The organism is Bradyrhizobium sp. Gha (assembly GCF_900113735.1).
Classification (GTDB): Bacteria; Pseudomonadota; Alphaproteobacteria; order Rhizobiales; family Xanthobacteraceae; genus Bradyrhizobium.
Map to the genome: position 1 here is coordinate 1 of NZ_FOQM01000064.1, position 25,044 is coordinate 25,044.

The following is a 25,044-nucleotide window of genomic DNA, read 5'->3' on the forward strand; positions in this document are numbered from 1 at the left end:
CCGCCCTCCACCAGGCCGGGCGCCTGAGCTTCTTCGGTAACGACGCTCATCTCGCCGGAGCACAATCATTCGCCGCGTTGCTGGCAGCGTCGCGCAAGACGGAATGGGTCGTTTATGCCAAGCGTCCGTTCGGCGGGCCACAGGCCGTGCTGGCCTATCTGTCGCGCTATACACACCGCGTCGCCATCGCCAACAGCCGCCTGATCGCCCTCGACCAGCAAGGCGTCACCTTCAGATGGAAGGATTATCGGGTCGATGGCCGCGACCGTCACAAGCGGATGACGCTCGCCACCTTCGAGTTCATCCGCCGCTTCCTCATCCACGTGTTGCCAAAGGGCTTGCACCGCATCCGCCACTACGGCTTGCTGGCGCGGGGCGTCTGCGCTGACAACGTCGCACGCGCGCGCGAACTGCTCGCCGTCAGCGATCGTGAGAATGAGCCGACCGAGACCGTCAGCGACACCGACAAGCCACCCTGTCCATACTGCGGCGGTCGCATGATCGTCATCGAGGTCTTTGAGCGAGGCGCAACGCCCAGCCATCAACAGACCGCGCCAACCCGCGCCATCAGGATCGACACCTCATGACCGCGCAACCGCCGTTCTGCAAAGCTGCTCGTCGTGTCCGCCGCTCATCGACCGGCCACGGCGGAACGCGACCCACCATCCTTCTGTCGTCGCCAGTGCACAGACAACTATTCGAGCTCGATGCCAACCATCGCTCATTAAGCGCATGCGCCACCCACGCGAGGCGCGCCGCACCGGTTCGCACGCGATCCGCCAGTTCGTCAGCAACGCTCAAATCCCCATAGCGCCAGCCGCACCATCCCGCCCGCCATGCGCGGTTTCCTCCCTTGGAGGCTTTCGGACGCCGGCCGCCCGAATGTGCCGCGCCGTCCTTCATGCGGCCGGCATCCGAAACCCTTCACAGGAGTGGACATCAAGCAGTCCTCTAAGGCGTCTCAGCGGCGACTTCTTTCGTTCGGTTTCATTCGGCCCTGTTGAACCCTGACCCGCTTAAATACCGAGTGCTTCGTACCATCGCTGCGCACTAATCTTGTATCGATCCATCCTGCGTTGCGGAACGGGACTGAAAGCTTGTCGGAACCGGAGCCGCACCGGTCGGCTTACCCCCAAGAGCATCATAAGCGGATTTCGGTGGTGGACGAAAATGGACAGAAACGCGGAAGTGCGCCGTCTTAACGAGGCCGATGGGCATATCGCGAAGGCCGAGCTGGCCCTGACCAAGCAACTCCTGGTGGTCGACAAGCTTAAGGCGGACGGCCACGACACGACAGAAGCCAAGAAGCAGCTGCAGGATTTCGAGGATACTTTGGCGACGCTGAGGGAGCATCGCGGACTGATCGTTGATATGATCGCCCAGATCGACGCTGGTTTGGCCTAGCGGGTCCTTCTCCTCTGTGGCCGGGGACCACGCAGGAATTTCAGTCCTATTTCAGCTCCAGCGTTAACGCTGGGTACCTCCGCTCCTAGAAGTGGATTTACGGATGCGGCTCTCGGAACGGAGCAAACCTTCGGCAGTTTGGAATTCATTTCGTAGATCAAGTCGTTCAGGGTTACCGCAGTGCGTATTCTCGTCGTCGAGGACGACCCTCTCATCCGTGAATTCGTAGTCGACGCTTTGCGTGAGGAAGGACATCAGGTCATCCATGCGGCGGACGGCGAGGAGGCGCTCGCCTGGTGCAAACGCAAGGTAGCCGAGGTCCTCGTTACGGACGTCAAGCTGCCGGGCAAGATCGACGGCTGGCAGATCGCCGAGCAGTGCCGCGAGCATGACCCGCGCCTTCCCGTCATCTACGCAACAGGCTTCTCCCCGGTGACCCCAAGGCCGGTTGCCGGGAGCCTCGTGCTACAGAAGCCATACCATCCGGACCAGGTAGTAGCCGCCATCCGTGAAATGACGGGACGGAAGCGCTGACGATGGCGCCGTTGGTTCCGCATCGTCGAGGCGCCTATCCCCAGCGAAGATCCGGCGGGCGACTACACGGCCCATTTTGCGATCCGGCGCCTTCCTTCTAGTCTCGGTGGCCGGCCGATTCCCAGACGACAGGCGGTCGCCGGGGGGGTCGGCTGGACTCGCCTCCGAAGTCGACTCCCCCCGACCAGTAGGTCCCGACCCAAGGCCTCCTCATCTCGGCTTCTTCCACAGCTTGCGTAGCGGCCCCTCGGCGCCGAAGGCCGGATCCTTTCGCGGCACCGGTACCTTCGGAATGGTCTTCAGCGCTCGCGAACGATCCTCCACAGTCGTGCACTCGTCGTATGTCCCGGCGGTCGGATAGGCGCCGACCACGAGAAAATCCTTGTCTGCGGACAAGCACTGATGACCGGTGCCGGCGGGTAGGATTGCGACGTCGCCGGCCTTCAGCTTGAAGATCCGGCCCTTGGCCCCTCCGAACCGAACGCGCCCCTTGCCGCGGGCGATGCCAAGCACCTCATGGATGCGAGAGTGGTAGTGCACGTAGTCGTAGATGCCGTCGCGCCAGCTATCGCTCCAGCCGTTCGCCTCGAACAGATCTTCGAGCACGGCCGCCGGGTCATGCCGTCCGTCAAGCCTGACGGCGCCTCGATATAGGACCAGCGGCCAGCGCGGATGGTTGGGCACCAGACCGTCATCCTTGAAGCGAACGGCGTGCGGCTTTCTCGGACGCGTCAGTTCCGACGCCTCCCGCTTGCCTGGGCGGCGCAGACCGGTCGCGCGTTCGGCGTATTCCTTGATGTTCTCAAGTATCGGCATGATCTTCCTCCTGAGCTGGATAGCCGGTCAACAGGCGCAGCGTTCGCTCGAGAAGCGCGCCGACGGCGAAGCCTGCTACGACATCGCTCGCCCAGTGAGCCAGCACGACGATGCGGGTGAGACAAAGGCCGACCGCCAAGGCGCGGATCGCCCGGCGGGGCCCCGCCGGCAGCGGACCGGCCGCCGAGGCCAGCGCCCCCATGTGCAGTGCGTGTCCGGATGGAAACGCGTCCTGGCGCTTACCGGAGAACGAGACGCCGTTGAGGTGCCCGAGCACTGTCTTTCGGTCCGGTCGCGTCTGGTCAAACACCGACTTCAAGAGATGCGGCAACACCGATGCGGTCGCCGCCACCAGCAGCGCGTGATTGCCGGCGCGGCGCAACGGCTCGCCCCGCGCGCGCGTCGCAATCCAACCCGCTGCGGCCAAAGCAAGGAGGATCTTCTCGTCGGCTCCCCACGTCAGTCCGCGTGCGACCACCTCCGCCCGATGGTTCGTCTTGCGCGCGACCGTACGTGCGATCCGCACGTCGGCATCAGTGGGCTTCACCTTCACAAGGGCCATCTGTCCGCTCATCCAGCTTTGGATTCCATAACTCCGGTCCGTGGCCTGCGATCCGGACCTATCCCAAGTCGCCACGGTCGATGACGCCATCGGGCGCCGCGGGGCGTTTACTGCAGCGCACTTTGCCCAAAAGATGCATCCTTCTCTCGCGGAACGTGCTGGAACAAACTCCCCCGCAGTGGCAGGATAGCTCTGTCGAGCTTTCCGGGTCTCACGTCATGCGGCCTCAGATCGAGCTTCCAGAACCGATCGCCAAGGTGTTCATCACCGACCAGCTCGCCGACCGTCAGGCGGCTGCCCCGGATTTCCTGCGCGAGAAGCTCGCGATCCAGAACCTCGCCGAGGTGATGTCGGACCGTCCGGACGAGGTGCTGCCGCGCCTGGTCAAGCTCGGCATGGAGATCTGCGGCGCCCATTCCGCCGGCATCAGCATCTTCGAGCCCGACGCCGGCCAATTCCGCTGGCATGCGCTCGCCGGCGAGCTCGCCACCTTCGAAGGCGCGACGACCCCGCGGAATTTCAGCCCATGCGGCGTCTGCCTCGATCTCGCCGAGCCCATCCTCATGGAATGTCCGGAGCGAGCCTACGACTGGATCCGCGAGGCTGGCATCTCGGTGCCGGAAGTCCTGCTCGTTCCCCTTACTGCAAAGGAAGCCGACGCCATCGGCACGCTATGGCTCGTGGCGGCGGTCGCCGGACACTTCAACAAGGAGCACGCGCGGGTGATGGCCGAACTATCGGCCTTCGCCGGCATGGCGCTGCGATCGGTTCAGACCGAACAGCGGTTGAAGCTTGCCTTGCAGCAGCAAGAGACCCTGATGCGCGAGATGAGCCACCGCATCAAGAACCTCTTCAGCGTTGCCGACAGCATGGTCCGCATGACCGCCCGCAACGCGCAGACCAAGGAAGAATTCGCCGAGACACTGTCTGGACGACTTCACGCGCTCGCGGAGGCCAACGCGCTAATCCGCCGGTCCTTCGGCGCCAATGTCGCCGCCGTCGCGAGCTTCTCCGATCTCCTCGAACGAGTCCTTCGTCCGCACGAGCGAGCGGCGTCGGTGCTGGAGGGCCCGCCTCTGTCGCTGGGCGAGCAGGCGGTGAACCACCTCGCACTGATCTTCCACGAGCTGGCTACCAATGCCTCCAAGTACGGCGCCCTGAGCCACGAAGGCGGCTCCATCACCGTCGCCTGGTCCGTGGAAGGGGATCATGTCCGAATGGAGTGGACCGAGAGCGGCGCGTGCGAGGTCGTCGTGCCTGAGACCACCGGCTTCGGCACAAGGCTGGTCGAGACGACCATCGAACGGATCGGCGGCAAGATCGAGCGCGACTGGCGATCCGACGGGCTCCGCGTCCGCATCGAGCTACCGCTGCAGGCGCTGCGCGTCTGAGCCAGAAACCAAACCTCCTCCGCGCTATTGATGTCGCGGAGGACTTTCATGGCTCGCACGGAAATGACGGCAGCGCCGCGGAATGAGGGAATCGTATGGAGCTTGGCTGGGGCGCTAGGTCTCGTCGCGGTAGCGTTCCTGTTCGACCGCATTAGCCCGTCCGACCATGATGACCGGCCCGGAAAGGGTGACAAGTTCCCCGAAAACAGGGAGGCCGAGCGCGACGCCTCGCCTGAGGAAATGGCCACCGAAGACGGAGATCGCGGACGCCGGGCGACCTCGCCCTCCGACATTCCCGCACGAGGATGGAAGGACATTCTCTGGCGCGTGTACGGTAACATCGGCGCCCACCGCATCCTCGCGCTTGCCGCCGGCATGACGTACTACAGCCTGCTCGCGATCTTTTCCGCGATCGCGGCGCTGGTCGCCATCTACGGCCTGTTCGCGGATCCGAACACGATCGCCAAGCACCTCGACGACGTCGCCGGCTTCATCCCGGGCGGAGCCGTCGACGTCGCTCGCGATCAGCTCACGCGCGTAGCGACGAAGGGCAACCGAACCCTCGGCTTCGCGTTCGCGACCGGCCTTTTGATCTCGCTGTGGAGCGCGAACGCCGCGATGAAGTCGCTGTTCGACACGTTGAACATCGTCTACGGAGAGCAGGAGAAGCGAGGGTTCCTCAAGCTGAACGCGATCTCGCTAGGATTTACAGTCGGCGGCATCGTCTTCGTTCTCGCGGCGCTGGGTGGCGTCGTCGTCGTTCCCGTGGTGCTACAGTACGTGGGGTTGTCGAACGCCGCCGACCTGCTGATCCGAATCGGGCGCTGGCCGGCCCTTTTCGTCGCGCTGGCACTCGCGCTCTCCTGCATCTACCGCTTCGGCCCCAGTCGCGAGGCGCCGCGGTGGACGTGGATCACCTGGGGCAGCGCGGCCGCGACGATCCTATGGCTTGCGGCTTCCGGACTGTTCTCGTTCTACGCCGCCAATTTCGGCACCTTCAACCAGACCTACGGATCCTTGGGAGCCGTCATCGGCTTCATGACTTGGCTGTGGATCTCGGCCATCGTCATCCTGCTGGGGGCGGAGCTCAACGCGGAGATGGAGCATCAGACAGCCCGCGATACGACCACCGGAAGGCCCAAGCCTCTCGGTGTCAGGGGGGCCAAGATGGCTGACACCGTGGGCCCAGCGCGATCCTGAACTCGGCACCTTGCGAGTCGCTAATGAACCGCTCCTATCTCGTGCAAATCCTCGTGCCTAAGGAGACCGGAGAGGGCGAGCCTGTCTCCAAGGAATGGTTCGACGGTTTCCTCAAGGAATTGACTGACAAGTTCGGTGGCGCGACGAGCTTCGTCCGCTCACCCGGTCAAGGCCTCTGGCGCAGCGACGGCAAGACCGAGTGCGACGACGTCGCGGTGGTCGAGGTGATGGCTGCGAGGCTCGCGCCAGAGTTTTGGGGGGCCGTGCGCAACCGGCTCGAAAAAGAACTGGTGCAGGAGGAGATCGTCATCCGTGCTCAGGAAATCATCTCGTTCTGAGCCCTTTGGAATGCCCAGCAACCGCAGGTTTGTCGGTTGTCCGGCGATCGACGGCATCCTGCGCGAGCCCGCAGTGGCTTCCCTGAAGGCTGATCAGCCTAAGGGACTCACAACCCTGTCAACCCGCAAAAATCCGCGGGCGAGATCGTCCGGATGGCGAGGAAGTTCGCTGGGGGTTTTACCGTTACTGCCGATCGGGCTGCTTGGCAGGCGGACCGCTCTTGTTACCCGGCAGACCTTTGATGTTAGAGGTGTCCTGCTGCTGGACGGTTGGATTCTGTTGGCTGGAGCTTGTGCCAACGGTCTCTCCCGGCTTGGCGGCTGGACCATTCTTGTTGCCTGGCTGGCCGGCTATGCCGGCACCCGAATTCTGCGCGCTCGGAGCGCCGGAGACGTCCGGCTTCGTCGTCTGAGCAAATGCGGCGGGAGCCGAAAGCGCCAGAGCAAAGACCAGCGCGCTCGCAATGGACCTCATGGTGAAAGGGCGGTATTGCGGCTACCTTCACCTCGAACGTCGTCTTGCCTCGCTCGTTCCTAGCATGAGCGGCTAGATCGTTCTTCTTTGCACTGGACCATCTGGTCGTCAGCGTCCTTCTGGGATCCGTGCGCGGTCTTCGGACAAGCCGTGCGCTGACGCCCCTTAGGTAAAATTTGGCAGGAAACTGGCACTCTGCCCTCAGATCTTCGTCGCTCGGAGAGCCAATCGACCCTCGCCCACCCCTCCGTCAAGCGGTCAATGGCGGTGCATCGCACAACTTGTCGCTTAGAACCGGAGTAACCCGAAGAGGAAAAGCAACACAACGGTGACGAAGGCCGAGATCAGCAGCGAGCCGAGACAGCCCAGGCGGTTCGAGAAGAAGAACATGTTTCAGCACGCCATGATGTTGCACGCCAAAGCACCCATGGCGCCGGTGTTCGATAAGGGCTGCCGCGTTGCCCCTTGTTAGTCGCCAACAAGCGTACCGATCAATTGGAGCAGGGCCTGGTGTTCGGGCCCGTTTGCGCCAGCACGAAGGAATTGTCCGATCTCGGTCCGTGAGGTTCGTCCGCCAGAGCTGACATTCGGCTCGTGCTGCACCATTGGGACGCCCGATTCCGGATGCCGGACCAGCCGCCAAACATCACCACTCGCGCTTTCGTAGAGAACTCTCGCGGTCATGCCTCTCAACATCTGTTGTTCGGCGGTGTTCCTGGAGCGGGCAGGTAAGAACCAATTCTGGGGTCGGACGTTGAATCCACCAATGTCAGACGCTGTTGATTACTTCCGCGCTTACGCTGTCCGGGCCCTGTGCAAGGCTCGGGCGATGCCTCGCGGAAGGATGAAGATGCTGCAGACCGTTGTTGGACGGATCTACCACCTGCTTACGAAGGAGGCCGCGTACGCGCCGAACCTGCATCATTTGGACGACTTCCGTGCGGCGAAGAAGCTCGAGATGTCGCTCGATGATGGCCTCCGGGGCAAGGAGCAGTCGGACGGCGGGCGATCCGGAGGGCGCGTCGTGTCCCGCGACGGTTTGCAAGAAGGACTTTCAAGAAAACTGGGCGAGAACGGAGACGGACTGAGTGGCCGCCGCTGATTCACGAACCGTGGCCAAGCTCTTACGAGAATATGGGCAGCGCACTGCGTTGCGCGGGGGTAATCCGTATCGCGCCAAGGCGTATTCCCGGGCTGCGGACAGTCTCGCTGCGCTCGCGGTCACGCTCCACGTCTTGATCGAGGAGGATCGCCTGACCGAAATTCCTGGCGTGGGCGATGCTATCGCCGACATCATCACCAAGCTGCATCGCACAGGTACCCATCCCAGTTTGGAAAAGCTACGCAAGGAAATTCCCGAGGGCGTTCTCGAGCTATTGAGTGTCCCGGGCTTGCGGCCGGACAAGGTGCTTCGACTGCACAAAGATCTCGGGATATCTTCCCTTGCAGAGTTGGAAACCGCAGCCAGGCAGGATCGCATCAAGAAGGCCAAAGGATTGGGGGCGGCGCTGCAGACCAAGATCCTGCAGAATCTCGCGATCGCGAAGAGCGGCGAAGGCCAATTTCATCTGCACCGCGCCGCCGCCCTGCTCGAACACGGCAAGGTATCGCTTCAGAACGCCCGGCCCGACCTGAAGCACGTGACCTTCGCCGGAGATTTTCGGCGGGGGTGCGAACTCGTCGCCGATCTCGCTCTTGTCGCCGAAGCTCAGACGACGGAGGAAGGGCAGACTGCGGTCGATGCGGGTGGGCTCAAGGTACATCTCACAGACCGGAAGCATTTTGGCGCAACACTGCTGCACGCCACGGGTTCGGCCGAGCATATCGCGCAGCTCCAGATGCTCGCCGAACGGAAGGGCATGAAGCTCGATACCAACGGCCTCCGGAAGGGCCGCCATCTGATCTCTGCTAACGAACAAGATATCTACGATGCGCTCGGGCTTCCCTTCATCGAGCCCGAATTGCGCGAGGGACGCGGCGAGATTGAGCGTGCCTCGAAGGGAAAGCTGCCGGCCCTCGTCACCGACCAGGACCTGCGCGGGATCCTGCATTGCCATACAGATGCCTCCGACGGGACTGAGACCCTCGAGACCATGGCAAAAGCCACGCTGAAGCGCGGCTTCGAATATTTCGGCGCCGCCGATCACTCGAAGTCTGCGCACTACGCCGGAGGCCTTTCACTGGAAGAGATCAAGGAGCAGCATCGGGAAGCCGAGCGGCTCAATAAGAAGTTCGGTAAAGATTTTCGGATCTTGAAAGGGATCGAATCCGACATCCTGGCAGACGGATCGCTCGACTATTCTGACGACGTCCTGGAAAGCTTCGACTTCGTGGTCGCCAGCATCCATGGACGTTTCAAGCTGGACAGGAAAGCCCAGACGGAACGCTTGCCCTCCGCGCCATCGCAGATCCCCACACCACTATCATCGGCCATATGACTGGCCGGCAACTCCAGCGCCGGCCCGGGTACGAGATCGACGTCGACAAAGTGCTTCGCGCCTGCGCCAAGCACGACGTCGCCGTCGAGATCAACGCTCATCCATGGCGGCTCGATCTGGACTGGCGCTGGCATCAGGCGGCACTTGAGTTCGGCTGCATGATGAGCATCAATCCCGACGCGCACTCAATTGCTGAGCTCGACCACATGCATTGGGGTGTCGAGATGGCGCGTAAAGGCGCCGTGCCGGCGGACCGGGTGCTGAATGCCATGCCGCTCGTGGACATCACGCGATACCTACGCCAGCGACGGCGCGCCTTTGCACGCGCGGCCTGACGGACGATGGTGGGTCTGGTTCTCGAAGGAGCGGTTGTGGCTGTGGCGGCAGATTGCCGACACCGGTTCAGCAAGATGCCGCAGCGCGACATCCTGTTGGTGGAAGGCCATGGTATCGAAGGCGATGCGCACGCCGGACTTACGTTCGGCATAGATATCTGGCCCGAAGGCAGCCTCGCCTCATACCCGGCGCTCGACCACGCTCATGGTGAGCCGACGAGACGTTTCCCGGGGGGTTCGCCTTCACCTTTGTCTTTGCGGTGACGAATTGAACTCCGACGTGAGACCCATCCACCCAAATCAGCTCACAACGCCGAAATGCCAGCCCAGTGGACGACAGAACCAGGAAGAATTCCTGTGCCTTCAGGGGGTCCGTTGAGCCCTCGACCTCAAGCTTGGCCCCGCTTGCAGAGACGTCGAGGAGAATGCAGCTTCGCCGCCACGTCCCATCGACACCCATGATGCTCACAATGTGCTTGTGTTCAAACTGAATGCGGTGCGCCTTTCGATTATTCTCCATGATCCAATCCCCGATTTCAAATCGCTACTCCAAATGAATGCGCCGCCTCCCTGCGCGCCTCTGCAATGAGCAAATCGATCCTAGCTGACTGAACCAGCAAACTTCTTCTGGTCGTTTCGTTCAGTTTGGACTCTCCGATGAGCAATCGGATGACCTACCTGCGCAAGTCGCGCGCCGAACAACTGCGCCACGCTTCTCAGGAACGCGTCACGCTCGAACTGTGCGCAGGAAATTCGCGACCTCGTCCCTGAGTCTAGTCGAATTGCGCGACAACAGCCCGGCGGATGACAGGAGCTGAGCCGACGCGCTGCCCGTTTCGGTTGCGCCGCGTTGCACCTCGGCGACGCCGGAACTGACCTCGCCGGTGCCTTGGGCCGCCTGCTGGATGTTTCGAGCAATGTCGTGCGTCGCCGCGCCCTGCTGCTCCACCGCAGCCGCGACCACCGTAGCGATTTCAGACATTTTGGAAATTGTGCCGCTAATATCCGCGATGGCCGCGACAGATTTTCCCGTGGCGTCCTGCATGCTCCCGACCTGCTGGCCGATCTCTTCAGTGGCCTTGGCGGTCTGTTCGGCTAACGCCTTGACCTCGCTCGCCACGACGGCGAAGCCACGACCGGCATCGCCTGCACGCGCTGCTTCGATCGTGGCGTTGAGCGCCAGGAGATTGGTTTGGCCGGCAATGCTGTTGATGAGATCGATGACATCGCCAATTCGCGCGGCTGCCTGCGCCAAACGCGTGATCTGTTCATTCGTTATTCCGGCCTGTCGGACCGCCTCGCTTGCGATGCGCGAGGACTCCTGCACCTGTCGGCCGACTTCTCCCACCGAAGCCGCCAACTCTTCGGAGGCAGACGCGACCGACTGGACGTTGCTCGTCGCTTCGTCGGAAGCCGCAGCGACGCCGGTCGCCACGTTCTGGGTGCGTTCGGCCGTCGACCTCAGCGCGCTTGCAGATGATTCAAGCTGACTCGATGCTGAGGAGACCGTCTGAACGATTTCGCCCACCGCAGTCTCGAATGCGTCGGCAAGCCGATCCATTTCGCGCCGCTGGAGCTTGGCCTGCTGCCGCTCCTGCTCGGCCCTGGCTTCCTCTGCCGCCTTCTTGGCGATCAGCGCCTCCTTGAACACCTGCAACGCATCGGCCATTTGCCCGATCTCGGTGCGCTCGCCCTGACGCGTTACCTCTGCCGAGAGATCACCGGCACTGAGCGCCTGCATCGGCGACACGATCGCGGCGATCCCTCGCGAGACGCTTCTCACCAAGAAGAAGGCGACGAGGGCGCCGAGGACGCCAGCGGTCGTCGCCATCGCCACCACAGTAGTGAAGGTATGCTTGTAGGCGGCCGCGGCCTCCGCTCCGGCCTCGTCCGCGCCCTTGTTGTTCAGGTCGATGGCACTTGTCAGGACCTTGTCGGCCTTCAGGCCGACGGGATTGACGGTCTTGCTGTTGAGCTCGTTGGCCTCTTGGGGGAAACGGCCAACCGCGACGCGCGACAGACGCAGCACCTCCTGCGCGGCCTTCATGTACTCGTTCCAGAGACCGCGCCATTCATCATACAGCGCACGTTCCTGCGGAGCGGAGATGAGCTTCTCGTAGTCCGCAGTATTCTGCGCCATCCTTTCAACGATCTGCTCGATCCGCTTGTCAAAGTCCGCCTTGTCCTCTGCCCGGTCGTTCAAGAGGTGCTGCCGCACCGCGTTGCGGTAAGTGATAGTCGTTGCTCGCAGGTCGCCGAGCACGCGAACGCTCGGAAGCCAGTTGGTCTGGATGTCAACGACTGCGGCGTTGATCACTTGCATCTTCCAGATTGCGAGCGCGCTGGTGGCGATCAGGGCCACCAAGAGGCCGACGACGACGGCGGCAATCTTGGTTCGTATGGAAATGTTGGAAAACATGGCATGGCTCCCCAAAGGACATCATTAACAACGCCCTCCGTCGCAATGCATCTGACGGTGGCCGTCTCGCTCCCCGGATTAAGGCCGATTGCCGACGGCCCCATGCTAGCACAAGTTGTATCGATATTCCTTTAAGCGATTCTTACCTGCGGCCGCAACTTGCGTGGGGTAGATGGCCACTGCGCGAAATGCCGAAGGGCACGCCGAGCGAGGTCGTATTGTACCTGTCGGAGAACAGCGAGAAATTTCTGTCGTGCGCTCGCTGCGCCACTGTAGCTGCAGCTTTCACCGTGCACACCTTAGCCAGGAATTCGGCGGTCATCGCCGCCGGATCGGCCGCCACCTCTCATCCAAAGGCGCGCCGAACAATCAGGGAGGAATGCCCATGTGTCCGCCAGGATGCCTGCACAACATCTGCGAGAAAGCGACGCGCCGCGGCCTTTTGAAGGCCGGATTCGGCGTGAGCGTGGCCGCCTTCTCCGCGCCGCTGTTCACGGGGACGCCCGCCAAGGCCGGGGAGACGCGCAGCTTCACGGACGTCGTTGACCTGACGCATCCGCTCTATGAAGGCTTTCCGACCTTCGACGCGTTCCTGACCTACGCGAAGGACAAGCTCAACATCAATCGGTGGATGGTGATCGAGCACACCGGCACGCATATGGACGGGCCGCTCCATTTTTCGGCGGACGGCCACAGCGTGGACATGTTGCCGATTGCCGATCTCGTCGTCCCGCTAACGATCATCGACATCTCGCAGCGCGCGCAGGACAATCCCGACAGCGCGGTGACGCCCGACGACGTCAAAGCATGGGAGGCCAAGAACGGGCCGCTGCCCGACGGCTGCTGCGTCGCGATGAATTCAGGCTGGGGCAAGCTGCTCGAAGAATTATACTGCGGAAGTCGCAGTGCCGCGCTCTCGAAGATCTGTCACAACACCCCTCACGCTGCCTGTAGCGAGCCCAGAAAACTGTCAACTTCGACCTTGAGCTGATCCGATTGTGACGACAGCGCTTTCGCTGCATCAAGCAATCGCCCGGCAGCAGTGCTGGCCTCCTCGGAGGCGCCATTGATGTTGACGATACTCCTATTCACATCTTTGGTGCGGTCAGAGGCCTGCTGCAGGTTAGCAGCAATTTCGCGCGTTGCGGCACTCTGCTGATCGACCGCGGCTGCGATCTCGCCGGAGATCTGACTAATCTGAACGATCGTGCCACCAAAAATCTCAATCGCGTTCACGGCCTCGCCGGTGGCAGTTTGGATGTCCTGGATCTGCGCCGCGATTTCTTCGGTCGCCATCGCCGTCTGGTTGGCCAGAGCCTTTACCTCGCTCGCGACGACCGCAAATCCACGGCCATGCTCGCCGGCGCGCGCGGCCTCGATCGTCGCATTCAAGGCCAGCAGATTAGTCTGACTGGCAATGTTGTGGATGAGCGTCACTACTTCACCGATCTTCTGGGTACCGGCAGCAAGGCCTTCGAAGACGGCATTGGTGCGCCGCGCTTGCTCGGCCGCCCCGGCGGCGATCCCGGCGGAGCGCGCTACCTGTTCCGCGATGTTATTGATGGAAGCAGTAAGCTCTGAGGTGGCAGATGCGACAGTTTCAACGTTTGTCGACGCCTGCGTCGAAGCTGCCGCAGCGGCTACGGTCTGCCGCGTGGTTTCCGCGTTACCGTCGTTCATTGATGCCGACAGCTCCTGCATCTGGCTCGCCGCTACGGCAACCGCTTCGACGACGTCACTGATCTTGCGCTCAAAGCCCATGGAGAGTTCGCGTCGTGCCGCATCCCGGTCGCGCTTAGCTTGCTCATTCCGGATCCGATCCGCATTAGCACGCGCTTCGGCCGCGCTTGCAGCCTTGGCCTCCGCCGTTTTCTCTGCCGCCGTCGCGAAGAGATTCGAAAGTGTCTGCGCCAGCCAGATTAAGACGCCGGCCTCGATTAGCAGGATTGTGGCATGGAGAATGACCAAGATCGGCGCCGCCGGGATAGACTGCCGCCGGGAGAATGAGATTAAGCGTCAGGTGATGCAGCGCGACCGCCGCTGTGCCGGCGACAATGGGCCGATAATCGCAATAGGCGACCAGGATCGCGAGCGCTGCAAAGAAGTACATGTGCATGTCGACCTGCCAAAGATGTCCCGCGAATTGGAAGACAAACATTGACACGCCGGCCATCAAGGCGACGGCAAAGACCAAGCGGGTTGAAGGCCCATTCCCGCTCATTCGCCACGACAAGGTCGCAGCCAGTGCCATCGCGACCAGGAAGGATACTGGCACAAGCCAATCGGCGCCGAGCGTCAGAGCAATGATGAAAGCAATCGGCACATGCAGCCAGAGCACCGCGAGCAGCATCTTGCTGGTGGACTGGCGCAAGCATTCCAGTTCATCGCCTTCGAAGGTCATTTGCAATCTCCAAACGGTTTGCTTTCAAATCGTCCGCTTTCAAATCATCTGCTTTAATGCAGGCGGCGATCGCCTGCGGATCTAGGGTCAACCAGGCACCGGCGTTGCGGAGCCGGGAGAGGCCATCGCGGTCGTCGGGCCGTACCAGCAGCAGGGCTGGAATGGCAGTCGTCCGGACAATGGCTGCGTTGGCGGACGCCGCAGCCAGAAACGCCCGCTGGGCTCCCCACCAAGGCGGAAAACCCGCGGCGACCAGTTCAGCGCCGGGGCGCGCGCGGAGCGATAGTGCTGCAATGACACCCCAACTCGCGATGAGTAGCGCGGCCGCATTCAGCCAAGCAGGCCAGCGCGTGTCTTGGATGTTTTGCCCTGATCCCATTCGGGAAGCCTATCGCGACCATGCTAACCGAGAGTAAAGCTATAGGTTGAAGAACCGTTCGGTGCTCGAAAACATTGCGCTAAGATGTCGCGCCAGTGCGTCTCGTCGGACATCCCGAGCCGGCGGGCGCTCGCGGTCCAGCGGCGCGAGCCTATGAAGGGAGTAACCTCAGGGCGCCCCGTGATCGCTTTGAGGACCTTGAGGCACATGACATCGTGCAGTCCTAGCTGGCTATCGCCCTGCTCCAGTCCCTTCGCCTGAGGCCGGTCTTCCAAATTGGAAGGAAAACAGGAATTCTAAATGGTGGACGCTTTGGACTTGGCGAGTTCAAGCATTTGCTCGATCAGCCTCAGATCTCCTTCTAGCTTTACTCCAGCAAGCTAATGGCGCCGGCAATTTCCAGCGTTGCATTCATGCGCAAGACTTCGATCTGCGGGATTGGCTGGCGATCCGGCCGCGAGAGCGCCGGATCGCGACTGGGACCTGATTGTTTGGATCCAAGGCCTGGCTTCGTAAAATTCAACACGTTTGACATTGTGGTCTCCACCAAACGCGGGGAATGCATTGCACAAATCAATCTAAAATTGTTTAATCCTTCTCGTCAAACAATTAACGAGTCCTTACTCACTGCGTAATTTTTTCGCGTGTCGAATAAAAACGGGATGTGGCGCCGTTCTGCCGAACGAAACGGACGCTCGGGGCTCGCACTGACACTGGAGGGGTTCTGTTCGATTTCAATGCGGACGGCGCGTCCAGCCGATGTCACCTGCTGGCTTGCCCCTCTGCCGCTAAGCAGGCAGGCGATTAGGCGTCCATATTGCAGCCGTGCCTTCTTTCAATCGCCAAGCTGAGGTCGTAGCCTCGGCGACCCGCAAAATGGTCGGTCGGTTGCGTTGGACACCGTGCCTTCGCCGGCCAGCAAAACTCTTAATCGAGCCCCAACCCTGCGCGCAGGTTTAGCTTCGAAGTTCCCGTGTTAAGCGGCCGCTCAGGCTTGCGGACGAGCTACGACGAAAGAAGATTGCCCTAGCGCGGGGTGCGGTTGGATGTCCATCGTCCAAGAGCTGAACTGCCCTAGGCGACGTCGCCGGCAAGATCTCGCGTTGTGGATGCGGCACTCGCGCGCAACGTGCTCAACTCTTCATAGCCGCTGGCCTTAGTTCATCTTGCGACGCAGCTTCTCAATGATTTCGCGGAGCTCGGCGGCGTACTCCTCGATGATGCGCCGTTCCTGGTGCAGCCGAGACGGCTTGGCTCCCTTATCTTTGCGCTGCTTGTCGTGGCCGGGCATAGCGAAAGCCTCTCGGGCGCGCGAGAGGAACTTTGCGGTAAATCAAATGAACGGCACCACCGTCCTACTGCTTCCCGAGGCGTTCGATCTCTACTGTGAACCGAACCGCAGGACTAGACCGGAGTCGTCGCGAACTTCAAGTGCAGCTTCGCCGGGCTTGAACGGACGTTGCAAGCTTTCCTTGGCGGCATCGGCCATCGCGCGGGTTGCCTCCTGCTCAACGCCTTCCATGTCCGAAAACGCCAAGCCTTCCTCGTCAACAACAAGTCCGCCTTGGTCGACCAGGTCGAAATAGTACCGCGCCATTGGCCAGCCCTCTTTGGGCTGCCAATTGATCGAGCGCTTAAGGCGGCCTTACTGGTCCAGCTCTTTGAGGATGCGGTCCCGGTGCTGAACGTGCAGAATCTGACACGAGTAGAAGTTCCTCCAGAAGCTTTTTCGCTTCGGCTAGATCGTGCCCGGTCTTGGCAATATCCTCGATCAGTTCCTCTTGCTCTGCAATGTGTCGTTCGCCTTGGGTGATGTGCCGCTTGGCTTGCTCCAAATGTCGAAGCTGCATTCCTCGATGAGCTGATTGAAGGTGGTCCGCCCTGGCCGAGCTCCATTTCCTATGTAGGCGGGAGTGCTCTCGGTCTCTCAGCCACCGGCGCCTACGGGCAGAGCCTCGGTCCGTGATAGAGTGACAATAGACCCTTCGGCGGGCGGTTCCTACTTCAATGCGTTCGCCGCACTGGCATTCATAAAGCCAGACGGTCTTGCCCTTCCGAGATTCGGGTACGGGCGATGCTCCGAAATTTGAGCCACTTCGAGGCGCGCTACCAGCGCTCAGATTTGAGCACGCTGAAACGCGCCGAGGTGCCGACCGGCATAGAGGTTGCAGGTTGGACGGTGCTGAGACTTTCGGTGTCCCAGTTCAAGAATAAACGGCCGCCTGGTGTGCAAATTTGAAATCAGCGGCCCAACCAAGTGGGAGGCTAACGTTGGCCAACAACACACCGCCGCCGGGCCCTAGGTTTATCGTTCGGAAGGGAAGCGTTGACTGGATGGTCTACGATCGAGAACTCGAGAGACCAGCGCAGTTGGGAAAAGATGGTTACTTCGCAGAAAGGTTGACAAAGGAACAGGCCGAAGAGCTACAGCAGAAGCTGACGGACGACCTTGTTACGCAGCGGGGAACGCGTTCTGTCGCTCGGCCAACGCGCCGGGGCAAGCGTCGGCCATAACGCAGGGCGTCGAGATGCTGCTCCGGCCACAGGAACCGTAAGCGCGATCAAGAATCTTACTCGCAGCTTTCCTGACGTGGGGCAGTGCAATGCGATACGTTGCTTACGCTGTCGATTTATCCGGCGTTGCTCGTGCAGTTTACGAGATCGATTGCCGAACGGAAGAAGACGCCCAAGCTCGAGCCGAGAAACTCTTACAGACACATCCAGCTGTTGAGCTGTGGGACGGCCCCCGCAGGGTTGCACGGCTCGTGCGTGAGACTACGCCCGATGAACCGTCGAAATGAGATAGCCAGCGTCTCATTAAATTTAGGACACTGTATATTTTTGCACGGTGGAAGCGAATCCCGAGCCGGAGGATATCAACCGGCGTGCCGCATTTATTCTGGTGCGTCGGGCAGTCTCGGTGCGTCTCGGCTCTCCAGCCCCGGAGATGCCCGGGGCCGTTCGTACCCGAAGAGGCCCATTAGGACAGTCAGGATTTGGCGACGCCAAATTCGGAGGTACGGGCGAATGGATCAGCAGGATCGGAAGGCCGCCATCCGCAGTCGCATCGGCGAGCAGATTGAGGCCGTCGCTAAGGCCCTATGCAATGGAAAGTTGCCGGTAGCAGAGCAGCGCATCCTAAGGGCTCTCGCTGCGCAACTCGCGAGAGAGGATACATCGCCCGAGAAAAAGTAAGGCCGAGATGGCGGAATGCCAAGAACTCGACGCCACACCCCCTACGCATGCCGACGGCCGGCCGCTCAAGATCACCTTCGGCGAAATGCGTCGGTTGGGGTCTCCGCGGCGTCCCTTGTCTATTGCCACTGCGGGCATCACGTCGCCCTGAACGCTGATTGCTGGCCGGATGCAATGCGGCTGTCTGATCTAGAGCCGCGCTTTGTTTGCCAAGGTTGTGGCAGCCGCGGTGCCGATGTGCGCCCCGATTTCGAACGAGGCAATCAGCGGCTTGCCATCCGATCGCGGTAGACACCCGTAAATTTCCCAATGTCCGCTGCTGCAGCCGCGGTGCCGACGCTCGACCGGACTTCAATTGGAATAAGCCTAATTGGAATACGGTGGCAACGTGACGCGCGTCACAGCGTCCATCGCTGGCAGCTCGTACATTTGCATCCGATGGCAATCAAGCCACACAGAACAGGGAGAACGCAGATGAAGACAACTAGCGATCGAGAACTGTCAGCCGCCGAGCTGGAAGCGATTTCGGGAGGTTCTCCGACCCTCACTGTTCCAGCGGGTACGTTCGATAAGCTATTTGCGTCGATCGATAAGAATCTTGAAACGGTGAAGCAGCTGCCGAAGGGTGGTTATCTTCCGCCTGGCTAAGGCAGCGAAAGGCCGCCACTCCATCGCTGGCGCTATTAGTCCCCAGATGGAAGGCCGCCAACTGAGGCGGCCTCACTCCATCGCCATCGAAAAGATGACGGCGAGAGCTATGGCACTCAGTGTCCAAGTCAGCGTGTGCAGCATCCAAGGTCGCATGGCGCGCGCCCCGCTCGGGTTCCTCTGCCTGTGACAAGGAATGCTGGTGCGCCGTGGCTTCCTTGAGCTACGTCAAAGCTCAGCCTTACTGTCGCGTATGACGCTTCAATCGCGCGACGTGTCGCTCTCGTCGCCAGACATCAAGGTCGTGCCCGTCGAGTAATTGGGCCGCCTCCTCTTTCGCCTCTTCGTCGTTGGCGCAATCCAGCTCGTGCACGCCGGTAATGCGCCCGTCCTCATCGAGGATGTAAGCGCGGTAGTCCATGGCAGTTGTTCCTCACTCAAACAATTATACCACCGGCCAAACGGCTGAAAAGCGGATTCCAAAGGGCTGGCCATCCGCTCGTCGGGATGGCGGAACGACAGGGAATTTGCCAAGTTCTCCCGGTAGCCTAGGTTCGTGATCCTGGGTCAGAAGGTGACTTGTGCCCCAGCTCACTCATCCCCCTTTGGTGAAGCTGGGGCCTTTTTGTATGGCAGCCGGCCAACCGGCGGGTCATAGAGGCCGCTAACTGAGCTGCCTCACTCGTCGCGCGGTTCCGGGCCCGGGAAATTGATCCGGTCAGCTTTAGCAGGTCCTCCGATCTAGCGATGATTCCCGCGAGCGCAGCAATATCTCCCGGGTCATTTCCTCGTTGATGCGGCGCCGCTCCAAACGGGCCTTGATGTAATCGCGTAGCCATTCCCGGTCGTCTGGCTGCATGACTCGGCTCTCGGCTGAGCTGCCGAGAACTTAACGCAGGTTGAAAAAGCGAGTTCCGCTAGTGCTCGGGTGGAGAACTACGGTGTCCTTGGACGGACACCGAGCTTGGATGGCTCGTCGCTTGCTCGGGGTGCAGGGCGGCAAGCTGGGCCTCGTGCTCGGCCAAAGCGGCAGCGATTCCTGCAGACATTTGCTCGTCAGGAAATCGCGCATCAATTCACTTAAAGCGGGCGATTTTCTCTCTAAGCTCGCGGCACTTGTTGCACATGATGGGGCGGCGGCTGTTTCGACGGACGACGTAATTAGCTTAAAAACGATTTGTTCCAAAACCGGATTTTTCAAAGGGTTTCAAACTACTGCGGTCGGAACAGGCCAGCGCCGCCACAAGCTGGATTAGCTTTCCGCAAAATGTCGCCATACCGTGCCCGCACTCGCGCTGTTCAATCTTGAGGCGGCTGGCACTTCTATCCAAATGGTCGTGCCGGAAAACTGACAGCCCTGGCGGGAAGCCCCCCGGCTGGGGCCTTTTCTTGTAATGATCCCGAGTCTCGAACTAAATGGACCAGAGCGAACTTACATCCGGTTCAACGGAAGCGAAGATCTGCTGGAAAAAATAGCGACCCCGACCTATTGGCTTGGGGGCTGAACGAGGCGCCGGGGCCGCCAGTCACCCAGCGGGAGGTAGGTCTCGGCAGCTTGTAGCGAGCCTGAGGGCGTCCGCAATAAACCAGGTGAATCGATTCGCAATTGGATCGAAGGCAACCTACCTTGGACTCGGTCAGTCCGGAGTTGCGTATGCGTAAATCCCCCTCGATCATCCCGGCAGCCGATCGTCTGGACCGCGACATGCACTTCGTGCTGGAGGACTTCAGCACCGGACCTGCGTGGCGGGAGACCGACGAGGACAGCACCGACTTCCGAACCCTGATCAGCGACCTCCTGAGCGGCCAGTACTCCCACCCAATTCGCGTCGTTGCACTCAATCCACTGGAGGGTTGGTCGCGAGACGCCTCTGAGGACGTGGCACAGGAGCTGGAGCAGCGCGTCGCCGAGGGATTTGAGGTCACCGAGCCGGTGCGGGAGTTCATCGAGCGCTTCACAGGAAGGCCGATCGGCGTGCAGCTTCTGCTGCCCCTGCGTGATTTCTAGGGGTCATACCTGCCGCCATTCGGTTTGTTCTTGTCGTTGAGGTGTCGGACCCGAGCCACATGCGGCTGATGGGCATGTTCCTTGGCCCATTTTATCGCAGCCTCTTGCGTCGGAAAGGTCGCGATCGGCTGATTGGAATTGGTCTCGACGACGAAGTCCTCGATTGGTTCGCCCTCTTTCCTTCCTTTGGGACGAGGCTCGATGAAAACGACCGACACGGCAAGACGCTCCTTGGTTGTCGGCGAAAGAACGCCGTTTGTTTCCTGCTGTTCCTTTCTTCCGGACTCGACTCTCTTTCGATCGTGCATAAATGCCGGCCATGCCCGAGTTTTGCAGGCCCACGGCCCGGAACGTCGTGCCCGATGGCCCCGACTGTATCCACGAAATCAATATGATGGTTATCGCCTGCGCGTTGAGGGCAGCGGCCGCGATGCGCGCCTGATCACCAGGGGCGGCCATAACTGGACCAGCCGCTTTCCCTGGATCGCCGAGTCCACGCTGAAGAACCGCGAGCAGCAATTGATGATCGACGGCGAAGCCGTCGTGCTGGGCGTCGATGGCGTGTCCGACTTCGACGCGCTGCACTCGCGCTGGCACGACGCAGAGGTGCGCTCTACGCCTTCGACATCATCGCGCTCGGCGGCGAGGATCTGCGCCAGGTGCCGCTGACGATGCGCAAGACCAACCTCGCCATTTTAGGCAGGTCCGGTCTACCGCTGACAGCCGACATGTCCTCTGCCGCGGGAGACGGCAGCGATGGGCCAATAGCTGCCGTGAGCAGTTCCAGCACAAGTCGAAATCCTCCTCACTTGACGCCAATCACCATCGAGTCTGGGCCGACTAGCGGTTCGACGCGCATCTCTGCGAAGCCTGCTTCCTTGAACCAATTTATGCACTCCGCGGCCGTAAAATCGAAGCCCTCGCGGGTCTCAATCAGCATGTTCAGGCTCATCAGCAATCCAAAGGCATTGCGCCGACGCTCTTCGTCGATGATCGGATCGTAGACGATCAGCACCCCGCCGAACGGCAGCGCCTCGTATGCTTTGCGGATCAGCGTCCGTTTCTTCTCGAGGCTCCAATCGTGCAAGATATGCCCCATGATCAACACATCCGCCGACGGCATCGCCTGCGCAAAGAAGTCACCAGCGTGGAACGAAAGGCGCGCCGAGAGACCCTGCTGCGCCGCGTAGGCGTCGAAATGCGGCCTCACCACCGGCAGATCGAAGCCGATGCCATTGAGATGGGGATGTGCCCGAGCAAGCTCGGCCGCAAGGCCACCCTGTGCGGTGCCGATGTCGGCGAAGCTTTTGTAGTCAGCCCAAGGAAATTTCTCTGCGATGGCGTGCGCGGCGCCAAGGCTCAATCCCGTCATAGCCTTGAGGAATTCTGAAAGGATCGCTGGGTTGCGGTATATTTCGTCGAAAAGGTCGCGGCCCTGCTTTACCTCGTTTTGCGGCTCACCGGTACGCAAAGCCTCGGTCAGCGCACCCCAGAATGGATAGAGCCGCGCGTTCGCCATTTCGAGTATTCCGCCGACATAGGTTGGTTTGCGTCGATCGAGAAACTGGGCGCCGGCCGGCGTGTTGGAGTAGAAGCCATCGTTGCGTTCGAGCTGTCCGAGCGCGACCAGCGCGTCGAGGAAGTCGCGGACGCTGCGCGGATGAAGCTCCAGCCGAGTCGTCAAAGCGTCCGCGCTGAGCGGCCCGTCGGCGAGCAAAGTGAACAGCCCAAGTTCGACTGCGCTCAGCAGCGCCTTTGAGCCCCAAAAGGCGAAACCAAGCTGCATGATGGCGTCCGGCGTGGCCGATACCGTCGTGTTGAGGTCTTTCGACTGAATTTGCTCGTTCATGGCGGGTTCTCCCGAAGGGGTACGGAATGCAGCCAGATTAGTTTCGGAGCGCGACATTGGCCTTGGGGCCGTATTGATTTTTCATGCTCTTTCCATTGACATGCCGACTGCGGCGGGAGCCGCCCGCTGGAGCCGATAGGGTGCGCCTCTATTTCGAGAAGTGTGTGTTGGATACCGACCGGCGCGAGCTTCGGCGCGGCGAAAGCCCTGTGCCGGTGCAGCCCCAGGTTTTCGACCTCCTGGTCTATTTGATCGAGAACCGCGACCGAGTGGTCACCAAGGACGACCTATTGGACGCCATCTGGAACGGCCGCATCGTGTCCGAATCGACGTTGATCAGTCGTATCAACGCGGCGCGCCGTGCGATCGGCGATGATGGCGACCAGCAACGACTAATCCGCACCATCGCGCGAAAGGGCGTTCGGTTCGTGGGCGAGATAGAGAAGCGTCAGGCGGTCGCGAGTTCTTCCTTGCCTATCGAGAAGTCGCCCGAACCCTCAGCCACAACAGTGACGCTTGTGGATCGTCCGTCGATCGCGGTCTTGCCATTCACCAACATGTCGGGCGACACCGAACACGACTTCTTCGTCGACGGGATCACGGAAGACCTCACCACGGCGCTCAGCCGCATCCGGCAATTTTTCGTGATCGCACGCAATGCGACGCTCCGATACAAGCGCGAGCTTCCCGATGTACGCGAGATCGCGGCGAAGCTTGGCGTACGCTATGTGGTCGAAGGCAGCGTCCGTCGGGATGCCGGACGCGTCCGGATTTCTGCCCAACTCCTGGACGGGGGTACTGGCAATCACGTCTGGGCGGAGCGGTTCGATCGCAGGCTCGACGATGTATTTGCCATCCAGGACGAGATCGCCCGGGAACTCGCCGGGCAGATCGAACCGGAACTGGGCCGCGCCGAATACGAGCGAACCAAGGCCACGCCCCCCGAAAACTTGGGCGCTTGGGAGGTGTTCCATCGCGGTATGGCGTTGATCTCGCAGCGTACGCGGGACGGCAATGCCGAGGCGCGACGGCTGCTCGAGCGTTCGCTCGCGCTCGACCCCTGTTTTGCACCGGCTCATGCGGCGATTGCGTGGAGTCAGGCACAGGATCTTTTCTTCTGCTACGCGACGCACGACCCGAAAGATATTCTCGACCGTGCCCGCCGTGCGGTCATGCTCGACGACCGGGACGCTTTATCGCATCTGGCGTTGGCTTGGGGCCTGACTTTCAGTCGCCAACCAGAGTCCGCGATCGATGCGGCGAAGCGAGCGATCGCACTCAATCCAAGCTTCGCGCACGCCTATGCGATCCTTGGCCGGCTCCTGATCCAATCTGGCCGCTGCGACGAAGGTATTCGACAGGCCGAATGGGCGCTCCGTTTGAGTCCATTCGCGCCGAGCGCGCGCCAGTACCTCAACGTCCTCGCCGTCGGCTATCTCTATCTAGGCAATGATGCTAAAGCGGTTGAACTCGCCCGTGAGTCCATCCAGTCATTCGATACCTGGGCGCCGCATATGATCATTACGTCCGCACTTGGCCATCTTGGCGATGATGCGGGCGCAAAGCAGGAGATTTGCGAGACGCGAAAACACCGGCCAGATTTTTCAATTGCTCAGGTGCTGCGGGACTACGTCGTCTTCGACGCAAGTTGTCTCGATCGTTTGGTCGACGGGCTTCGCAAAGCGGGCGTTGCTGAAACATCGAATGTGGCCCGACCGTCCAGCCGAAGCTAGAAGGCTGATATCTCGCGGTCGGCAGGTCCGCTCTGGGTCTTGGCCGTGTAAAAACGGCCTTATAGGGCCGTCAGCCTTGAAGCCAAACGACCTCAGGTCACGATCGCGGCAATCAGAGGCTTGATCCCAAGGATATTCATTACTCGGGTTAGGTTATAGGCCAAAACCGAGAGGGCCATCTCAGCGGCTACCTTTGGAAGGGTTTTAGTCAGGAGGTGCGTCGCTCCCATGCGTGCCTTCATTGTACCGAACGGATGCTCGACAGTCTCGCGACGAAGGCGCATAGCGAGCGGGTTCGCATCGAGCCGCTGCTGCACGGCGTCGAGCAGTCCTCGTGCTCCCATCGCGTGATCCGTCGCTCTGATCCTTGCGTGCACTTGGCCTTGATCGAACAGTTCTTACAAGCCTTGCTCCAGTAGCGCCGCAGCATCTTGTCGGCTTCTTCGTTTGTATAGCGATAAGGCAATCGCTCCCCGGCCGGACAACGATAGGCGTCTTCCTCAGGCAAATAGATGAAGTCCGGCTTGTCGAAGATCTGCTGTTCAAGGTCTCGGCCGAGACGATGCTGACGATCGCCGCAGACCCGAAGCATCTGGGCGCCAGGATCGGCATCACGTCCGTGCTGCATACCTGGGGCTCGGCCATGACCCACCACCCGCATGTGCACATGATCGTGCCGGGCGGTGGCATCTCGCCCGATGGCCAGCGCTGGGTGTCCTGCCGGCCGGGGTTCTTCCTGCCGGTGCGCGTGCTCTCACGCCTGTTCCGGCGCCTGTTCCTGGAGCGCCTCACCGCCCTCCACCAGGCCGGGCGCCTGAGCTTCTTCGGTAACGACGCTCATCTCGCCGGAGCACAATCATTCGCCGCGTTGCTGGCAGCGTCGCGCAAGACGGAATGGGTCGTTTATGCCAAGCGTCCG

At 61.1% G+C, this 25,044-nt stretch carries 26 protein-coding genes and 3 pseudogenes; 15 read left to right on the top strand and 14 right to left on the bottom strand.

The genetic code is table 11. From position 1 onward, the window contains the following. The 3 genes from BM222_RS38180 to BM222_RS38190 form a co-directional block, all read left to right on the top strand. A partial coding sequence (locus BM222_RS38180; RefSeq protein ID WP_177243515.1) for an IS91 family transposase occupies window positions 1-587 on the top strand: 587 nt, incomplete at its 5' end. 583 nt (window positions 588-1,170) lie between these two features. After that, complete coding sequence (locus BM222_RS38185; protein WP_092239785.1) at window positions 1,171-1,404, top strand: hypothetical protein; 234 nt, start codon at window positions 1,171-1,173, stop codon at window positions 1,402-1,404. A 180-nt stretch (window positions 1,405-1,584) separates the two neighbouring features. Then, window positions 1,585-1,938, top strand: a complete 354-nt coding sequence (locus tag BM222_RS38190; protein ID WP_092239786.1) for a response regulator transcription factor — start codon at window positions 1,585-1,587, stop codon at window positions 1,936-1,938. Between the two features lie 210 nt (window positions 1,939-2,148). Here BM222_RS38190 and BM222_RS38195 read toward each other — a convergent pair whose 3' ends face one another. Further along, entirely contained in the window at window positions 2,149-2,754 is a 606-nt protein-coding gene (locus BM222_RS38195; RefSeq protein WP_092239787.1) for a cupin domain-containing protein, read from the bottom strand. Beyond that, window positions 2,741-3,316, bottom strand: coding sequence for a phosphatase PAP2 family protein (locus tag BM222_RS38200; protein ID WP_092239788.1), 576 nt, complete (start codon window positions 3,314-3,316; stop codon window positions 2,741-2,743). Before BM222_RS38200 ends, BM222_RS38195 begins: the two co-directional genes overlap by 14 nt. A 218-nt stretch (window positions 3,317-3,534) precedes the next feature. On the opposite strand from BM222_RS38200, the gene BM222_RS38205 reads away from it, so the two are divergent. Genes BM222_RS38205 through BM222_RS38215 form a run of 3 tightly spaced genes read left to right on the top strand, consistent with a single transcriptional unit; the run spans window position 3,535 to window position 6,245 of the window. After that, window positions 3,535-4,707, top strand: a complete 1,173-nt coding sequence (locus BM222_RS38205; protein ID WP_092239789.1) for a sensor histidine kinase — start codon at window positions 3,535-3,537, stop codon at window positions 4,705-4,707. A gap of 48 nt (window positions 4,708-4,755) precedes the next feature. Further along, window positions 4,756-5,907 carry a YihY/virulence factor BrkB family protein gene (locus BM222_RS38210; protein ID WP_244547421.1) on the top strand — a complete coding sequence of 384 codons (1,152 nt, stop codon included), beginning with the start codon at window positions 4,756-4,758 and terminating at the stop codon, window positions 5,905-5,907. A gap of 23 nt (window positions 5,908-5,930) precedes the next feature. After that, window positions 5,931-6,245, top strand: coding sequence for a hypothetical protein (locus BM222_RS38215; RefSeq protein WP_092239791.1), 315 nt, complete (start codon window positions 5,931-5,933; stop codon window positions 6,243-6,245). 184 nt (window positions 6,246-6,429) lie between these two features. Here BM222_RS38215 and BM222_RS42665 read toward each other — a convergent pair whose 3' ends face one another. Continuing rightward, window positions 6,430-6,720 (bottom strand): hypothetical protein, encoded by a 291-nt coding sequence (locus BM222_RS42665; RefSeq protein WP_092239792.1) that lies wholly within the window; start codon window positions 6,718-6,720, stop codon window positions 6,430-6,432. Window positions 6,721-7,570: 850 nt separating this feature from the next. Between BM222_RS42665 and BM222_RS42670 the strand changes: the two genes are divergently transcribed. Then, window positions 7,571-7,822 carry a hypothetical protein gene (locus BM222_RS42670; RefSeq protein ID WP_244547422.1) on the top strand — a complete coding sequence of 84 codons (252 nt, stop codon included), beginning with the start codon at window positions 7,571-7,573 and terminating at the stop codon, window positions 7,820-7,822. Next, window positions 7,809-9,493, top strand: a pseudogene (locus tag BM222_RS38235) (DNA polymerase/3'-5' exonuclease PolX). Before BM222_RS42670 ends, BM222_RS38235 begins: the two are co-directional and overlap by 14 nt. A gap of 139 nt (window positions 9,494-9,632) precedes the next feature. Here the strand turns inward: BM222_RS38235 and BM222_RS38245 are convergent. Further along, on the bottom strand, window positions 9,633-10,016 hold the full coding sequence (locus tag BM222_RS38245; RefSeq protein ID WP_092239793.1) for a PilZ domain-containing protein: 384 nt from the start codon (window positions 10,014-10,016) through the stop codon (window positions 9,633-9,635). Window positions 10,017-10,220: 204 nt separating this feature from the next. Then, window positions 10,221-11,912: a methyl-accepting chemotaxis protein gene (locus tag BM222_RS38250; protein WP_092239794.1), complete on the bottom strand. Its 1,692-nt coding sequence runs from the start codon at window positions 11,910-11,912 to the stop codon at window positions 10,221-10,223. A gap of 385 nt (window positions 11,913-12,297) precedes the next feature. Between BM222_RS38250 and BM222_RS38255 the strand changes: the two genes are divergently transcribed. Beyond that, window positions 12,298-12,903, top strand: a complete 606-nt coding sequence (locus BM222_RS38255) for a cyclase family protein (RefSeq protein WP_092239795.1) — start codon at window positions 12,298-12,300, stop codon at window positions 12,901-12,903. Here the strand turns inward: BM222_RS38255 and BM222_RS42675 are convergent. The 6 genes from BM222_RS42675 to BM222_RS38275 all read right to left on the bottom strand — a co-directional run bounded on the left by BM222_RS42675 (window position 12,852) and on the right by BM222_RS38275 (window position 16,289). Further along, a complete protein-coding gene (locus BM222_RS42675) occupies window positions 12,852-13,673 on the bottom strand; it encodes a methyl-accepting chemotaxis protein (RefSeq protein ID WP_143106189.1) in 822 nt (273 codons plus the stop codon). The genes BM222_RS38255 and BM222_RS42675 overlap by 52 nt on opposite strands. A 64-nt stretch (window positions 13,674-13,737) precedes the next feature. Further along, window positions 13,738-14,313, bottom strand: coding sequence for a hypothetical protein (locus BM222_RS42680; protein WP_143106190.1), 576 nt, complete (start codon window positions 14,311-14,313; stop codon window positions 13,738-13,740). Continuing rightward, complete coding sequence (locus BM222_RS38265; protein ID WP_349509904.1) at window positions 14,294-14,692, bottom strand: hypothetical protein; 399 nt, start codon at window positions 14,690-14,692, stop codon at window positions 14,294-14,296. The genes BM222_RS42680 and BM222_RS38265 overlap by 20 nt, the downstream gene beginning before the upstream one ends. Window positions 14,693-15,059: 367 nt before the next feature. Further along, the gene (locus BM222_RS41630) at window positions 15,060-15,227 is read right to left on the bottom strand and encodes a hypothetical protein (RefSeq protein WP_177243726.1); all 168 of its coding nucleotides are present in this window, start codon (window positions 15,225-15,227) and stop codon (window positions 15,060-15,062) included. A gap of 621 nt (window positions 15,228-15,848) precedes the next feature. Further along, a complete protein-coding gene (locus BM222_RS42950; RefSeq protein WP_283810298.1) occupies window positions 15,849-15,983 on the bottom strand; it encodes a hypothetical protein in 135 nt (44 codons plus the stop codon). 90 nt (window positions 15,984-16,073) lie between these two features. Continuing rightward, window positions 16,074-16,289 carry a DUF6894 family protein gene (locus BM222_RS38275; protein ID WP_092239797.1) on the bottom strand — a complete coding sequence of 72 codons (216 nt, stop codon included), beginning with the start codon at window positions 16,287-16,289 and terminating at the stop codon, window positions 16,074-16,076. Window positions 16,290-18,361: 2,072 nt separating this feature from the next. On the opposite strand from BM222_RS38275, the gene BM222_RS41635 reads away from it, so the two are divergent. Then, the gene (locus BM222_RS41635) at window positions 18,362-18,535 is read left to right on the top strand and encodes a hypothetical protein (RefSeq protein WP_177243727.1); all 174 of its coding nucleotides are present in this window, start codon (window positions 18,362-18,364) and stop codon (window positions 18,533-18,535) included. Between the two features lie 241 nt (window positions 18,536-18,776). Here BM222_RS41635 and BM222_RS38300 read toward each other — a convergent pair whose 3' ends face one another. Beyond that, window positions 18,777-18,956: a hypothetical protein gene (locus tag BM222_RS38300; RefSeq protein ID WP_092239800.1), complete on the bottom strand. Its 180-nt coding sequence runs from the start codon at window positions 18,954-18,956 to the stop codon at window positions 18,777-18,779. 547 nt (window positions 18,957-19,503) lie between these two features. Here BM222_RS38300 and BM222_RS40710 point away from each other — a divergent pair. The 3 genes from BM222_RS40710 (at window position 19,504) to BM222_RS38315 (ending at window position 21,212) form a co-directional block, all read left to right on the top strand. Then, entirely contained in the window at window positions 19,504-19,791 is a 288-nt protein-coding gene (locus tag BM222_RS40710; protein WP_143106191.1) for a hypothetical protein, read from the top strand. A 398-nt stretch (window positions 19,792-20,189) separates the two neighbouring features. Next, window positions 20,190-20,543: a hypothetical protein gene (locus BM222_RS38305; protein WP_092239805.1), complete on the top strand. Its 354-nt coding sequence runs from the start codon at window positions 20,190-20,192 to the stop codon at window positions 20,541-20,543. A 201-nt stretch (window positions 20,544-20,744) separates the two neighbouring features. Beyond that, window positions 20,745-21,212, top strand: coding sequence for an ATP-dependent DNA ligase (locus BM222_RS38315; RefSeq protein WP_244547423.1), 468 nt, complete (start codon window positions 20,745-20,747; stop codon window positions 21,210-21,212). 136 nt (window positions 21,213-21,348) lie between these two features. On the opposite strand, the gene BM222_RS38320 is transcribed toward BM222_RS38315, so the two are convergent. Next, complete coding sequence (locus tag BM222_RS38320; protein WP_349509905.1) at window positions 21,349-22,449, bottom strand: methyltransferase; 1,101 nt, start codon at window positions 22,447-22,449, stop codon at window positions 21,349-21,351. 83 nt (window positions 22,450-22,532) lie between these two features. Between BM222_RS38320 and BM222_RS38325 the strand changes: the two genes are divergently transcribed. Further along, window positions 22,533-24,125, top strand: a complete 1,593-nt coding sequence (locus tag BM222_RS38325; RefSeq protein WP_177243729.1) for a winged helix-turn-helix domain-containing tetratricopeptide repeat protein — start codon at window positions 22,533-22,535, stop codon at window positions 24,123-24,125. 92 nt (window positions 24,126-24,217) lie between these two features. Here the strand turns inward: BM222_RS38325 and BM222_RS42690 are convergent. Continuing rightward, window positions 24,218-24,657: pseudogene (locus tag BM222_RS42690) on the bottom strand (transposase); the annotation flags it as partial. Here BM222_RS42690 and BM222_RS38335 point away from each other — a divergent pair. Beyond that, window positions 24,649-25,044, top strand: a pseudogene (locus BM222_RS38335) (IS91 family transposase); the annotation flags it as partial. The pseudogenes BM222_RS42690 and BM222_RS38335 sit on opposite strands and share 9 nt — an antisense overlap.

What these genes read in the sequence shown, in the direction of transcription:
- BM222_RS38265 (WP_349509904.1), bottom strand. Translation starts at nt 14,692, where the DNA reads ATGGGATCAGGGCAAAACATCCAAGACACGCGCTGGCCTGCTTGGCTG.
- BM222_RS42950 (WP_283810298.1), bottom strand. Translation starts at nt 15,983, where the DNA reads ATGCCCGGCCACGACAAGCAGCGCAAAGATAAGGGAGCCAAGCCGTCT.
- BM222_RS41630 (WP_177243726.1), bottom strand. Translation starts at nt 15,227, where the DNA reads ATGTCAAACGTGTTGAATTTTACGAAGCCAGGCCTTGGATCCAAACAA.
- BM222_RS42670 (WP_244547422.1), top strand. Translation starts at nt 7,571, where the DNA reads ATGCTGCAGACCGTTGTTGGACGGATCTACCACCTGCTTACGAAGGAG.
- BM222_RS42675 (WP_143106189.1), bottom strand. Translation starts at nt 13,673, where the DNA reads ATGGGCTTTGAGCGCAAGATCAGTGACGTCGTCGAAGCGGTTGCCGTA.
- BM222_RS42680 (WP_143106190.1), bottom strand. Translation starts at nt 14,313, where the DNA reads ATGACCTTCGAAGGCGATGAACTGGAATGCTTGCGCCAGTCCACCAGC.
- BM222_RS38195 (WP_092239787.1), bottom strand. Translation starts at nt 2,754, where the DNA reads ATGCCGATACTTGAGAACATCAAGGAATACGCCGAACGCGCGACCGGT.
- BM222_RS38215 (WP_092239791.1), top strand. Translation starts at nt 5,931, where the DNA reads ATGAACCGCTCCTATCTCGTGCAAATCCTCGTGCCTAAGGAGACCGGA.
- BM222_RS38315 (WP_244547423.1), top strand. Translation starts at nt 20,745, where the DNA reads ATGAAAACGACCGACACGGCAAGACGCTCCTTGGTTGTCGGCGAAAGA.
- BM222_RS38320 (WP_349509905.1), bottom strand. Translation starts at nt 22,449, where the DNA reads ATGTCGCGCTCCGAAACTAATCTGGCTGCATTCCGTACCCCTTCGGGA.
- BM222_RS38250 (WP_092239794.1), bottom strand. Translation starts at nt 11,912, where the DNA reads ATGTTTTCCAACATTTCCATACGAACCAAGATTGCCGCCGTCGTCGTC.
- BM222_RS38200 (WP_092239788.1), bottom strand. Translation starts at nt 3,316, where the DNA reads ATGGCCCTTGTGAAGGTGAAGCCCACTGATGCCGACGTGCGGATCGCA.
- BM222_RS38300 (WP_092239800.1), bottom strand. Translation starts at nt 18,956, where the DNA reads ATGGACTACCGCGCTTACATCCTCGATGAGGACGGGCGCATTACCGGC.
- BM222_RS38185 (WP_092239785.1), top strand. Translation starts at nt 1,171, where the DNA reads ATGGACAGAAACGCGGAAGTGCGCCGTCTTAACGAGGCCGATGGGCAT.
- BM222_RS38210 (WP_244547421.1), top strand. Translation starts at nt 4,756, where the DNA reads ATGGCTCGCACGGAAATGACGGCAGCGCCGCGGAATGAGGGAATCGTA.
- BM222_RS38205 (WP_092239789.1), top strand. Translation starts at nt 3,535, where the DNA reads ATGCGGCCTCAGATCGAGCTTCCAGAACCGATCGCCAAGGTGTTCATC.
- BM222_RS38255 (WP_092239795.1), top strand. Translation starts at nt 12,298, where the DNA reads ATGTGTCCGCCAGGATGCCTGCACAACATCTGCGAGAAAGCGACGCGC.
- BM222_RS38275 (WP_092239797.1), bottom strand. Translation starts at nt 16,289, where the DNA reads ATGGCGCGGTACTATTTCGACCTGGTCGACCAAGGCGGACTTGTTGTT.
- BM222_RS41635 (WP_177243727.1), top strand. Translation starts at nt 18,362, where the DNA reads ATGAAGACAACTAGCGATCGAGAACTGTCAGCCGCCGAGCTGGAAGCG.
- BM222_RS42665 (WP_092239792.1), bottom strand. Translation starts at nt 6,720, where the DNA reads ATGAGGTCCATTGCGAGCGCGCTGGTCTTTGCTCTGGCGCTTTCGGCT.
- BM222_RS38305 (WP_092239805.1), top strand. Translation starts at nt 20,190, where the DNA reads ATGCGTAAATCCCCCTCGATCATCCCGGCAGCCGATCGTCTGGACCGC.
- BM222_RS40710 (WP_143106191.1), top strand. Translation starts at nt 19,504, where the DNA reads ATGGCTCGTCGCTTGCTCGGGGTGCAGGGCGGCAAGCTGGGCCTCGTG.